10 protein-coding genes are annotated in these 12,395 nt (G+C 72.4%); 7 read left to right on the top strand and 3 right to left on the bottom strand.

The features are described 5' to 3' along the window. The first annotated feature begins 144 nt into the window (after nucleotides 1–144). From BMX74_RS09215 to BMX74_RS09240, 6 genes are all read left to right on the top strand, one after another. Nucleotides 145–1,611 (top strand): zinc ribbon domain-containing protein, encoded by a 1,467-nt coding sequence (locus BMX74_RS09215; protein WP_055503318.1) that lies wholly within the window; start codon nucleotides 145–147, stop codon nucleotides 1,609–1,611. Continuing rightward, entirely contained in the window at nucleotides 1,611–3,419 is a 1,809-nt protein-coding gene (locus tag BMX74_RS09220) for a serine/threonine-protein kinase (protein ID WP_091099672.1), read from the top strand. Before BMX74_RS09215 ends, BMX74_RS09220 begins: the two co-directional genes overlap by 1 nt. Before the next feature lie 98 nt (nucleotides 3,420–3,517). After that, nucleotides 3,518–4,174 (top strand): response regulator, encoded by a 657-nt coding sequence (locus BMX74_RS09225; protein WP_055503316.1) that lies wholly within the window; start codon nucleotides 3,518–3,520, stop codon nucleotides 4,172–4,174. A gap of 88 nt (nucleotides 4,175–4,262) precedes the next feature. After that, a complete protein-coding gene (locus BMX74_RS09230; protein ID WP_091099674.1) occupies nucleotides 4,263–6,326 on the top strand; it encodes a DUF6421 family protein in 2,064 nt (687 codons plus the stop codon). Beyond that, nucleotides 6,323–6,952 (top strand): SDR family NAD(P)-dependent oxidoreductase, encoded by a 630-nt coding sequence (locus tag BMX74_RS09235; RefSeq protein WP_055503314.1) that lies wholly within the window; start codon nucleotides 6,323–6,325, stop codon nucleotides 6,950–6,952. Before BMX74_RS09230 ends, BMX74_RS09235 begins: the two co-directional genes overlap by 4 nt. Then, the gene (locus BMX74_RS09240; RefSeq protein ID WP_055503313.1) at nucleotides 6,949–7,995 is read left to right on the top strand and encodes a threonine aldolase family protein; all 1,047 of its coding nucleotides are present in this window, start codon (nucleotides 6,949–6,951) and stop codon (nucleotides 7,993–7,995) included. The genes BMX74_RS09235 and BMX74_RS09240 overlap by 4 nt, the downstream gene beginning before the upstream one ends. A 21-nt stretch (nucleotides 7,996–8,016) precedes the next feature. On the opposite strand, the gene BMX74_RS09245 is transcribed toward BMX74_RS09240, so the two are convergent. Together BMX74_RS09245 and BMX74_RS09250 are read right to left on the bottom strand one after the other, a co-directional pair. Further along, on the bottom strand, nucleotides 8,017–9,525 hold the full coding sequence (locus BMX74_RS09245) for a phytoene desaturase family protein (protein WP_091099677.1): 1,509 nt from the start codon (nucleotides 9,523–9,525) through the stop codon (nucleotides 8,017–8,019). An 87-nt stretch (nucleotides 9,526–9,612) separates the two neighbouring features. Next, the gene (locus BMX74_RS09250; protein ID WP_055503311.1) at nucleotides 9,613–10,248 is read right to left on the bottom strand and encodes a DUF305 domain-containing protein; all 636 of its coding nucleotides are present in this window, start codon (nucleotides 10,246–10,248) and stop codon (nucleotides 9,613–9,615) included. 142 nt (nucleotides 10,249–10,390) lie between these two features. On the opposite strand from BMX74_RS09250, the gene BMX74_RS09255 reads away from it, so the two are divergent. Further along, entirely contained in the window at nucleotides 10,391–11,098 is a 708-nt protein-coding gene (locus BMX74_RS09255) for a DUF3105 domain-containing protein (RefSeq protein ID WP_055503310.1), read from the top strand. A 142-nt stretch (nucleotides 11,099–11,240) separates the two neighbouring features. Here BMX74_RS09255 and ald read toward each other — a convergent pair whose 3' ends face one another. After that, complete coding sequence (gene ald, locus BMX74_RS09260) at nucleotides 11,241–12,356, bottom strand: alanine dehydrogenase (RefSeq protein WP_091099679.1); 1,116 nt, start codon at nucleotides 12,354–12,356, stop codon at nucleotides 11,241–11,243. Nucleotides 12,357–12,395: the final 39 nt, after the last annotated feature.

The following is a 12,395-nucleotide window of genomic DNA, read 5'->3' on the forward strand; positions in this document are numbered from 1 at the left end:
GGTGAGCGTTCGGCGCGCGCCGGGACCGGCGACCGCGCGCAGCCACGCCTCTTACGTTCCAAACAAGCGCTCGTCTCTGTATCGGTCCCTTGACTTACCGCATCTGATTGGGACTCTGGTCCTATTCCCTTGTTTGGAGCGGACATGGCGCGCCTCAAAGCCCTCGCCGGCGGCGCAGCGGCGGTACTCGTGCTGGTCGCGGCCCCGGCCATGGCCCACGAGCACCCCAGCGGCATCACCGACCTCGTCACCCCCGCCGTCGTACGCGTCGAAGCGGTGTCTCGGGTGGACATCACCCTGCTCGACCACGTCGGCGAGCTCAAACACGTGGAGCGCTCCTACGAGGTGCCCATCGGCACCGGCACCGGCACCGTGGTCAACCCCGACGGCGCCGTCGTCACGCTCACCCGCGTCGTCTCGTCCGACCAGGACGTCGCCGTCTACGCGGCGAACAAGATCTTCGCCGAGCACTTCAAGGTGAAGATCCCGGCCGACTTCGAGCGCCACAAGCTCAAGGACGACCTGCTCGACCACCACCTCAAGGAGTGCTACCCGCCCAAGACCGACACCGCGACCTGCATCGTCGACGTCACCACCGACATCACGGTCTTCCCGAACGTCTCGCCCGCCGACCCCGACGGGTTCAAGGCGAAGCTCGTGAAGGCGGGCGCCAAGCCCGACAGCCCGGCCGTGCTGACGCCGCTCGGCGGGGCCGTCGGCAGCGTCGGCCTGCCCACCGCGCCGCTCGCCGACAAGGTGCCCGACCAGCAGGGCTCGCCCACGAACGTGGCCGGCTTCCTCGGCCGCCCAGGCCCCGCCGTGCAGCACACCGTCGAGATCGCCCACCTGGGCAAGGGCGGCGTCCAGGGCGAGTCGGGACGCCCGTTCGGCGACCCGGAGAAGAAGGTGGACGAGCCGGTCAAGCTGGGCGGCCTGGCCGACAGGGGCCTGCTCGGCGCGCCCGTCATCGGCGACAAGGACGGCCACGTCATCGGCCTGCTCGTCGGCGGCGGCAAGACCGCCAGGATGATCGGCGTCAGGGAGATCACCGGCGCGCTGGCCAAGGCGGGCGTCGCGCCCCGCAGGGGCGCCATCGACGCGGCGTTCGAGGCCGCGCTCAGCCGCTACCACTCCAGGTACTACACCGAGGCCGCGACGGGCTTCCAGCGCGTGCTGGAGCTCTACCCGGGCGACGTGGTGGCCGCGACGCTGCTGAAGACCTCGCTGTCCAAACGGGGCGGCCCCGAGGACCAGGGCGCGAGGAGAGCGGCGGCGGCCGAGCCCGAGCGGTCCACGCCGCAGTGGCCGCTCGTCCTCGCGGCCGGGGTGCTGTTCCTCGCCGTGACCGCGGGGGCGTACCTGCTGTGGAGGCGCCGCGGCTCCGACGAGCCCGGCGAGCTGCCGCAGCCGGTGGCCGCGGGGCCGCCGCTCGACGAGGGCGCGAACCAGACCGTGGTGGTGCGGCGGTCGCAGCAGTTCCAGATGGTGGGGCAGGCGCAGCCGGTGGCGGCCGGAGGGGAGCCGGTGATCGCGTTCTGCGTCTCGTGCGGCATGCGGCTCGGCGCTGGGCACCGCTTCTGCGGCTACTGCGGCCACCCGGTCGAGACGTGATGCCGGTGAACGAGAGATCGCTCATCGGCCAGGAGGTGGCCGGGTACTACATCGAGGACATCGTGGGCAAGGGCGGCATGGCCGTCGTCTACCTGGCGCTCGACCCGAGGCTGAGCCGCCGGGTGGCGCTGAAGATCCTCAACCCGGTGCTCAGCGTGGACGACAGGTTCAGGCAGCGGTTCATCCTGGAGTCGAGGACGGTCGCCAGCATCGAGCACCCCAACATCATCCCGATCTACGAGGCGAACGCCGACGCCGACGGCGTCCTGTACATCGCGATGCGTTACGTGGACGGGCTCGACCTGCGCCGCCTCATCTACGACAGGGGCCCGCTGCCGCTCGACCAGGCCGCGCACCTGTTCGCCCAGACGGCCGCCGCGCTCGACGCCGCCCACGCCCACGACCTCATCCACCGCGACGTCAAGCCGGCCAACATCCTGCTGGCCGGCGACCACGTGTACCTGACGGACTTCGGCATCACCAAGCACCGGTCGTCCATCTCGGGCCTGACCCAGACCGACCAGTTCATCGGGACGCCGAGGTACATGTCGCCCGAGCAGATCAACAAGGAGCACATCGACGGCAGGTGCGACCAGTACGCGCTGGCCTGCGTCGTCCATGAGGCGCTGTCGGGGCGGCTGCCGTTCCAGCGGGAGAACGACATCGCGCTGCTGTGGGCGCACCTGGCCGAGCAGCCGGTGCCGCTGTCGAGCCTGCGGCCGGACCTGCCGCCCGAGGTGGACGCGGTGATGATGCGGGCCCTGGCCAAGGCGCCGGAGCAGCGTTTCGACAGCTGCGCGGAGTTCGTGGGCGAGCTGCGGGAGGCGATGGGGGTCGGCGGGGGGCCGTTCGGCTCCTACCGCCCGGCGCCGCCCAGCGGCCCCCAGCCGGCCTCGCACGGCGGCCCGCGAGGGGCGTCCCCGGGCGGCTCTCCCAGCGACCCGCAGCCCGCACCCCCGGCGGGACAACACGCCGGACAGCACGCCGGGCAGCACGCCGGCCTGTACGCGGCCCCCGTGGCCGTCTCCGGCGCAGGGCCGGGCACAGGGCCGGGCACGGGACCCGGCGCGGGACCGGGCGCCAGGAGGCGGGCAGGCGGGCAGGGGAGCGGGCCGCAGGCGCCGCCCGGCGGGCCGGGCGGCCCGCTGTCGCCCTACACCGCCCCCACGCAGCCGTCGCAGCCCTCCGCGCCGCGGCGGGGCCGTCCGGGACGCCTGCCGATCGTCGCCGCCACGCTGGTCGCCGCCGTGGCCGCGCTGGCGCTGGTCGCCATGATCGTCCTGGGCCACCGGGGCGACACCTGGGCGCGCTACCAGGCCGGCGCCGCGGCGCCGCTGTCGTTCGAGTATCCGGGCGACTGGTCGGTGCGCACCCACCAGGACCTGTTCGCGGTGGCGTCGCCGCGCGCGGCCGAGTTCGAGGACCTGTTCGTGGCGGGCCAGGGCGCCGACTGGTCGGCGGTGTCCGGCATCGTCGCGGACGATCCCGACGCCGCCTCCGGCCTGTACGTCCAGGTCTCAGACACCCTCGACGCGACGGCGAACTCGGAGCAGATGAAGGCCACGCTGGAGGGCCTGCTGCCGGGCGAGGTCGATCTCGGCAGGCCGGTGCAGGACCAGGTGGGCCCGAGCCCCGCCACCCGCTACGACGGCTCGCTGCGCGACCCGGGCACGGGCGCCAGGCTCGGCATCGTCGGCTACGTGGTGGACCGCAAGCCCAAGTCGGTGCTCGTCATGTACTTCTGCGCGAGGAACACCTGTGACGACGCGACGCAGGCCCGCATCAGGCAGAGCGTCCGCCTGTCCTGACGGCCGCCGGCGGGCGCCCGCGGCCGCGACTTGGAACTGACTTGCGCCCGGCTTGGCTTGGCTGTCCAAGCCGGGGGCGGGACGTCTACTCTCCGCGTGTGGGCATTCGAATCGTCATCGCCGACGACCAGGCGATGGTCAGGGCCGGGTTGCGCATGGTCGTCGAGAGCGACCCCGGCATGCAGGTCGTGGGCGAGGCGGGCGACGGGCGCGAGGCGGTCGCCGTGGCCAGGCGCACCCGTCCGGACATCGTCCTCATGGACATCTCGATGCCCAGGCTGGACGGCCTGGCCGCGGCCAGGGAGCTGCTGGAGACGCCGTCCCCGCCGAAGATCATCACACTGACGACGTTCGACACCGACGAGAACCTGTACGCGGCACTGCGGGCGGGCACGAGCGGTTTCCTGCTGAAGGTGTCGCCGCCGGAGCAGCTGCTGGAGGCGATCAGGGTGGTGCACTCGGGCGACGCGCTGCTGGACCCGGCGGTGACGAGCCGGGTGATCGCCACGTTCGCCGGGCGGGCCGACCCCACGCCGTCGCCGGCGCTGTCGGAGCTGACGCCGCGCGAGCTGGAGGTGCTGCGCCTGCTCGCCCGCGGCCTGACGAACGCGGAGATCGCCAAGGACCTGTTCGTGGGGGAGGCGACCGTGAAGACGCACGTCGCGCGGGTGCTGATGAAGCTGGGCCTGCGCGACCGGGCCCAGGCCGTGGTGTTCGCGTACGAGTCGGGTGTGGTGCGCCCGGGAGCCGCCTGACATCTCGCCATTCGAGAGCCTTTTGTCAAGCACGCCCACCCTGTGTGTATATTTTTCGCCATAAGGCGGTAGATACAGGAGATCTTCCATGCGTGCGTTCCCCCGGGTGCTGTTCGACGAGGCCCACAGCGAGTCATGGACCATCAGGCGCGACGTCGCCGAGACCATCAACCCCGCGCATCCCGACGACAACAGCTACGTCCGCGCGGCCGAGCTGCTGCGCCACCTCGGGCACACGGTCACGGCCCACACCGACGGCCCGCTCACCCCTGAGGCGCTGGCCGGACAGGACGTCCTGGTGATCGCGCACCCCTCCGGCGAGCGGTGGGAGCGCACCACCGGCCTGGGCAGCCCGGTGTTCTCCGACGCCGAGCTCGCCACGGTGCGCGCGTTCGTCGCCGAAGGCGGCGGCCTCGTCGTCCTCGCCGAGGAGGAGCAGGACAAGTACGGCAACAACCTGGCCGAGCTGCTCGCCGGGTTCGGCGTGGGCGTCGAGCACACCACCGTGCGCGACCCGCGCCACGCCCACCGCGGCGTCGCCACCTGGGTGCTCGGCGAGCGCGCCACCGACGACGGCCTGCTCGCCGGCGTGCGCAGCGCCTGCTTCTACCGTTCCGGCGTGCTGAAGGCCCCCGACGGCGCGACCGTGCTCTTCTCCACCTCCGCCGACGCCGACCCGGCCGGCGCCCCGCTCGCCGTCGCCCTGCGGCACGGCAACGGCAGGGTCGTCGCGTTCGCCGACTCCGACCTGTTCGGCGACGACTCCATCGAGGACCACGACCACCGCAGGCTCTGGGGCAACGTCGTCACCTGGGCCGCCCGCGTCCCCGAGGGCGACGGGCGCGCGGAGCCGCGCGACCAGGTCAAGGCCGGGCTGTTCGCCACGCTGAAGGAGGCCGTGGAGGCGCTGCGGCCGCTCCAGGTCAAGGACGGCTCCGTCCCCGAGGACAAGGAGCGCGGCAAGGAACTGGTCGCCGCCGTCCGCGAGCGGCTGGCCGCGATCGCCCCGCACTTCCCCCACGACGCCGAGTACCTGAGCGCCGTGGACGCCGACCTCGCCCGCTGGGCCGACCAGGACCTCGGCGTGCCCGACTTCCTCGACTCGCTCGACCGCTTCCACCCCGACACCCAGCGGGTGGACGGCCTGGAGCACGTCGTCGTCTTCCCCATGTACACCCAGAACGGCAACCTCGACCGCAACCTGGAGGCCGTCTGGCTGCGCACGATCTGGCCCGGCTGGCTGGCCGCGCTGGAGTCGTCCCGCTACGACAACCCGATGTTCGTGCCGATCGCGTTCGAGGACTTCACCGCCGGCTACGACACCCACTCGGCCGTGCTGTTCCCCGAGACCGTCGCCGTGCGGCAGACGCCGTCGCGCTTCACCTGGGGCGGCATCTTCGCCGACCGCGAGTCGGCCCGCTTCCGCCGGGTCTCCGGCGCGGCCACCGAGACGCTCAAGCTGGAGCTGCCGCCGGACGCCGCCAGGCTGCTCGCCTCGCAGGCGCTCGCCCAGGACACCTTCGTGCTGTGGGACCTCATCCACGACCGCACCCACAGCCACGGCGACCTGCCGTTCGACCCGTTCATGATCAAGCAGCGGATGCCGTACTGGCTGTACTCGCTGGAGGAGCTGCGCTGCGACCTGACCGCGTTCGGCGAGGCGGTCGAGCTGGAGCGGCAGGGCGTGCCGCACGCCCGCTACGTCCAGTACGCCATCCTGTTCGACCGGCTGTTCCGCTTCCCGATCACCGGTGAGCGGGTGCGCAACTACGACGGGCTCGGCGGCCAGCTGCTGTTCGCCTACCTGCACCGCAACGACATCGTCCGCTGGACCGACAACCGGCTCAGCGTCGACTGGGACCGGGTCGCCGACGGCGTCGCCGACCTGCGCGGCGAGGTGGAGAAGCTCTACCGCGACAGCATCGACCGCTCCAAGCTGGCGCACTGGCTGGCGGCGTACGAGCTGGTGAGCGCGTACGTACCGCCGAGCCCCGCCTCGGTGTGGGCGAAGGGCGCGCAGGCGCTGCCCGAGGAGCAGAAGGCCAAGGTGGACGCGGTGCTGCCGGACGAGTTCCCCCTGAGCATGTTCTACGAGGCGCTGCGCCGTAAGCTGGCCGAAGTGGTCGAGTCGACGAGGGGTATCCGAGCATGATCATCGTGGTGACGGGCGCCGGCGGGCCCACCGGCCAGGCCGTGTCCGAGTACTTCACCAAGCACGGCCACACGGTCATCGGGGTGGACAAGTCCGACGTCGACCTGCTCGACCGGGCCGCCGTGCAGGAGTTCGCCGACCGGGTCGGCCGCGAGCACGGCAAGGTCGACGGCGTCGTCCACCTGGTCGGCGGCTGGCGCGGGTCGCGCACGTTCGCCGAGACCAGCCTCGACGACTGGGCCGTCCTGCACGACCTGCTGATCCGCACGCTCCAGCACGTCTCGCTGGCCTTCGAGCCGCTGCTGCGCGAGAGCGACAACGGCCGCTTCGTGATCGTCTCCGCCAAGGCGGCGGAGCGTCCCGGCGCCGGCGGCGCCGTCTACAGCGCGGCCAAGGCGGCGGCCGAGGCGTGGACGCTCTCGCTGGCCGACGCCCTCAAGGGCACGGGCAGCGCGGCCGTGGTCCTCGTCGTCAAGGCCCTCGTCAACGACGCCATGCGGGCGGAGAAGCCCGAGGCGGCCTTCCCGGGCTTCACCGACGTGCGCGACCTCGCCGAAGCCATCGGCGGGCTCTACGACCGGCCCGCAGCGGAGATCAACGGCACCCGATTGGACCTCACCACGTGACACCCAGGCACGACCCCCTCCTCAAGTCGTTCGCCAGCGACAACTACGCCGGAGTCCACCCGGAGATCCTGGAGGCGATCGCCGCGGCCAACGGCGGCCACCAGATCGCCTACGGCGACGACGTCTACACCGCCGAGCTGCGCGAGGTCTTCGCCCGCCACTTCGGCGAGGGGGCGCAGGCGTACCCGGTGTTCAACGGCACCGCCGCCAACGTCGTCTCGCTGCGCGCGATGACCGCGCAGTGGGAGGCGGTCGTCTGCGCGGAGACCGCCCACATCAACACCGACGAGGGCGGCGCGCCCGAGGTGGTGGGCGGCATCAAGCTGCTCACCGTCCCCACGCCCGACGGCAAGCTCACGCCCGAGCTGATCGACCGGCAGGCATGGGGGTTCGGCGACGTGCACCGGGCCCAGCCGAAGGTGGTGTCCATCTCGAACACCACCGAGCTGGGCACCGTCTACACGCCCGGCGAGATCGCCGCGATCTGCGCGCACGCGCACGACCTCGGCCTGCTCGTCCACCTCGACGGCTCGCGCCTGACGAACGCCGCCGCCGCGCTGGACGTCCCCATGCGGGCGCTGACCACCGACGCCGGCGTGGACGTCGTCTCGTTCGGCGGCACCAAGATCGGCATGCTGTACGGCGAGGCGGTCGTCGTGCTCAACCCCGAGGCCGCTCAGGGCGTCGACTACATCCGCAAGACGTTCATGCAGCTGTCGTCGAAGATGCGGTTCGTGTCGGCGCAGTTCGTGGCCCTGCTCTCGGGCGACCTGTGGCTGCGCAACGCGCGCAACGCCAACGCCATGGGGCGGCGGCTGGCCGAGGCGGTGGGCGGCCTGCCCGGCGTCGAGCTGACCAGGCCGGTCGAGGCCAACGCCGTCTTCGCCGTCCTGCCCGCCGACGCCGCCGACCGGCTGCGCAAGCGCTTCCGCTTCTACACCTGGAACGAGGCGACGGGCGAGGTGCGCTGGATGTGCGCGTACGACACGACCGAGGCCGACGTCGACGCGTTCGCGGCGGCCGTGGCGGAGGAGACCGCCTGAGCCCGGCCCCCTGCGGGGCCCTCAGCGGCCCCGCAGGGCGAGCCTGGCCGCCTGCCAGCCGCCCATGCCGTGCGTGCCGCCGCCCGGCGGCGTCGAGGACGAGCACAGGAACACGCCCGGCAGGGGCGTGCGCCACGGGGCGGGCGACCACACCGGCCGCCTGAGGAACTGCACCAGGCTGGCCAGCCCGCCGCCGATGTCGCCGCCGACCAGGTTCGGGTTGCCCGCCTCCAGGTCGGCGGGGCCCGACGCGTGCCTGGCCAGCACCCGGTCGCGGAAGCCGGGCGCGAACCGCTCGATCTGCGACTCGATCCGCCCCGTCATGTCCACGGCCGAGCCGTTCGGGACGTGGCAGTAGGCGTACAGGGTGTGGCCGCCCCTGGTCGGGTCGGCCGCGTACGGCTGCACGAGCAGCACGAACGGGCGTGGCGAGTGGCGGCCCGCGGCCATCTCCGCCTCGCTGAGCGCGATCTCCTCCAGCGTGCCGCCGAGGTGCACGGTGCCCGCCCCCGCCACCGCCGGGTCGCGCCACGGCACGGGGCCGTCGAGCGCCCAGTCGAGCTTGAACACGCCGGGGCCGTACCGGTGGCGTCGCAGCGCCCTGCGGTAGCGCGGCGGCAGGTCCGCCATGGCGAGGAACTGCCGGGGCGTCACGTCGAGCACGATCGTCTCGGCGGAGAGCTCGTCGAGGCGGCGCACCGGGTGGCCGCTGACGGCCTCGCCGCCCAGCTCGCGCAGCGCGGCCACGAGGGCGTCGGCGAGCACCTGCGACCCGCCGCGGACGAGCGGCCAGCCCACCAGGTGGGCGAGCCCGGCGAGCATCAGGCCGTAGCCGGTGGTGAGGGGTGCGCGCAGGTCGAGCACCGAGTGCGCGGCCATGCCCGCGAACACCGCCCGCCCCTCGACCGTGCGGAACGCCCGCCGGGCGAACGTCGTGGCGGGCAGCAGGCCGGCCGCGCCGAACGCGGCCGCGGCGGCGAACGTGCCGAGCGGCGCCCGCCACGGGCCGAGCGGCTTCAGCACGAGGTCCATCAGGGGGAACCCGGCCCGCGCGACCGCGCCGGCGGCGGCCCGCCAGGCGGCGCCGTCGCGGCCCAGCCCCTCGCCGGTGCGCACGGCGTTGCGGTGGACGAGCACGGCCGGCCGGCCGTCGAGCGGATGGGCCGCCGCGACGGGCGGATGCGCGAACTCCACCCCGCGCAACGGCGCGAACCCGCCAGCCGCCGCGCCGCCCCCGGGGGAGGAGGGGGCGCCGGTGGCGGCGGAGACGCCGAGGTCGTGGAAGGCGGGGGCGCCGGTGGCGGCGGAGACGCCGAGGTCGTGGAAGGCGGGGGAGGCCAGGGCCATCGCCATCACCGTCGCCCCGAGGTCGTGGACGTGGCCCGGCAGGGTCAGCGGGCCCGAGCGCAGGCCGCCGCCGAACCGCTCCGCCCCCTCCAGCAGCAGCACCCTGCGCCCGGCGCGGGCCAGCAGGAGAGCGGCGACGAGGCCGTTCGGCCCCGACCCCACGACGACGGCGTCGGCGCTCACGTCAGCCGCTCATCTCCGTGCCTCATCTCCGTGCCTCGACTTCGCGGCTCATCTCCGTGCCTCATCTTCGTGGCTCATGGAGGGCGCTCACTTGAGTATCGACGGGAGGGGCTCGGCGCCGCGCTTGCGCAGCAGGTCGGTCATCAGCTTGATCTCCCCGCTCTGCCCCTGGATGATCTTCTGCGCCATGCGCACCACCTCGTCCCGCTTGGACAGCTTGAGCACGCCCTCGGCCATCTCCACGCCACCCTCATGGTGACGGATCATGAGCTGGAGGAACAGCACCTCGGCCTCGGCGCCCTTCAGCTCCTTGAGCCTGGCGAGCTCCTGCGGCGACGCCATCCCGGGCATCGTGCCGGCGCCGGTGGCCGCCTGGGCGGAGCCGCCGTGCGGGTGGCCGCTCATCCAGGCCATCGGCGGCTGGTCGCCCGCCTGGGTGAGCCCCCACTGCTCCAGCCAGCCGAGGAACATGCCGCGCTGGTTGGACTGCGTGTTGATGATGTCGAAGGCCAGGTTCCTGATCTCCCTGGCCTGGCTCTCGTCCCTGATGACGAACGACATGTCGACGGCCTGCGCGTGGTGCGTGGCCATGTCGCGGGCGAACCCGGCCTCCGGGGAGGTGTCGCCGGGGGTGCCGTCGCGGGCGAGCAGCAGGAACGCCGCGGCGGCGAGCACGAGCACGGCGCAGGCGGCCAGAAGGGTCTTCTTGGCGGGCTTATCCATGGCCCGTCCAGCGTACCGAGCACGCGCATAAGGCGGCGATGAGCCGCTTGCCCCGCTCTTATTCTCTGCATACGCCTGGAAGGCATAGGGTGACCCGAAGTTGCACGGCGATGCCCGAGGTTGGCACACCGATGGAGGAACGATGACGAGGGAGAAGGCGCAGGCGCGACGCGAGCATCTGCAGAAGATGCGGGCGGAGCAGAGGCGGAAGGAACGCCGCGCCGCGTTGCTCATGTGGGGAGCCGGTGGCTTCGTCATCGTCCTGCTCGTCGGCCTGGTCGGCTTCTACCTGGTCAAACAGGCCAAGGAGACCTCGCTCGACGCCGTCGCGAGCTTCAAGTACGAGGGCGGGCAGCACGTCTGGAAGACGGTGTCGTACAAGGAGACGCCCCCGGCGGGCGGCGAGCACAACAACTACTGGCAGCAGTGCGCCGTCTACGACAAGCCGATCCACAGCGAGCACGCCGTGCACTCGCTGGAGCACGGCGCCATCTGGATCACCTACCGGCCCGACCTGCCCAAGGCCAAGGTCGACGCGCTGAAGAAGGTCGCGACCTCCACGGGGCAGCAGGACTACATGCTGGTCAGCCCGTTCCCGAACCTGGCGTCGCCGATCGTGGTGTCGTCGTGGAACCACCAGCTCAAGCTGGACGACCCTGAGGACCCGAAGCTCGGCGCGTTCATCAAGAAGTACCAGAACGGCCCCGACACCCCTGAGCCGGGCTCGACGTGCGGCGGGGAGTACGCCATCACCACGACGGCCGACCAGGCGGCGCTGCCGCCGGAGCCGAAGGCCGACCAGCAGACGCCGATGGAGACCATCTCCCCGTCGCCCACCCAGAGCAAGTAGGAGCAGACGCGGGGCCCGGCTCCCCCTCCCTTGGCGCCGGACCCCCGCCCGCTTCGCGCTCTGCGGCGAATGGTCACACAGAGTAACGCATGATCTCCCGGGCTCGCCCGCGTTCGGCGGTTTCCGCGGGCGCGGGGCCGGTCTAGCCGAGCACCTCGTCCAGCGGGGTCCACTCCAGGCCGTGCGCCTCGGCGACCGGCTGGCTCACCAGGCGGCCCTCGTGCGTGTTCAGGCCGAGCGCGAGCGCGCGGTCCTGCCGCATCGCGGCCGCCCACCCCTGGTGGGCGATGGCCAGCGCGTACGGCAGCGTCACGTTCGTCAGCGCGAACGTCGAGGTGTGCGGCACGGCGCCCGGCATGTTGGCCACGCAGTAGAAGATCGAGTCGTGCACCCGGTACGTCGGCTCGTCGTGCGTGGTCGGCCGGGAGCCCTCGAAGCAGCCGCCCTGGTCGATCGCGATGTCGACGAGCACCGAGTTCGGCTTCATCCTGCTGACCAGGTCGTCGGTGACGAGCTTGGGCGCCTTGGCGCCGGGCACGAGCACCGCGCCGATGACCAGGTCGGCCTCCAGCACGGCCTTCTCGATCTCCAGCGTGTTCGAGGCGACGGTCTGGCAGTGCCCCTGGTAGATGAGGTCGGCCTGCCGCAGCTTGTCGATGTTCCTGTCGAGCAGCACCACCTCGGCCTGCATGCCGAGCGCGATGGCGGCGGCGTTCATGCCGGACACTCCCGCGCCGATCACCACCACGTTCGCCGCCCGCACGCCGGACACGCCGCCCATCAGCACGCCCCTGCCGCCCTCCGAGCGCATCAGGTGGTACGCGCCGACCTGCGGGGCGAGCCGCCCGGCCACCTCGGACATCGGCGCGAGCAGCGGCAGCGCCCCGTCGGGCGTCTGCACGGTCTCGTACGCCACCGCGGTGGTGCCCGAGTCGAGCAGCGCCTGGGTGCAGGACGGGGAGGCGGCCAGGTGCAGGTACGTGAAGAGCACCTGCTCCTTGCGCATCCGGTGGTACTCCTCGGGCTCCGGCTCCTTCACCTTCATGATCAGGTCGGAGTCGGCCCAGACGGTGTCCGGGTCGGGGACGATGACCGCTCCCGCGGCCTCGTACTGCTCGTCGGGTATCGCGGAGCCGATGCCGGCCTCGCGCTCGACGAGGACCTGGTGCCCGTGCCTGACCAGTTCGTGGACGCCCGCCGGGGTGAGCGCCACCCGGTACTCGTTGTTCTTGACCTCGCGGGGAACGCCGACCTTCATGGTCATCTCCCGTTCGCGTGGGATCTCTCGACATTTGTC

The sequence above is a fragment of the Nonomuraea pusilla genome, from assembly GCF_900109355.1.
Taxonomy (GTDB): domain Bacteria; phylum Actinomycetota; class Actinomycetes; order Streptosporangiales; family Streptosporangiaceae; genus Nonomuraea; species Nonomuraea pusilla.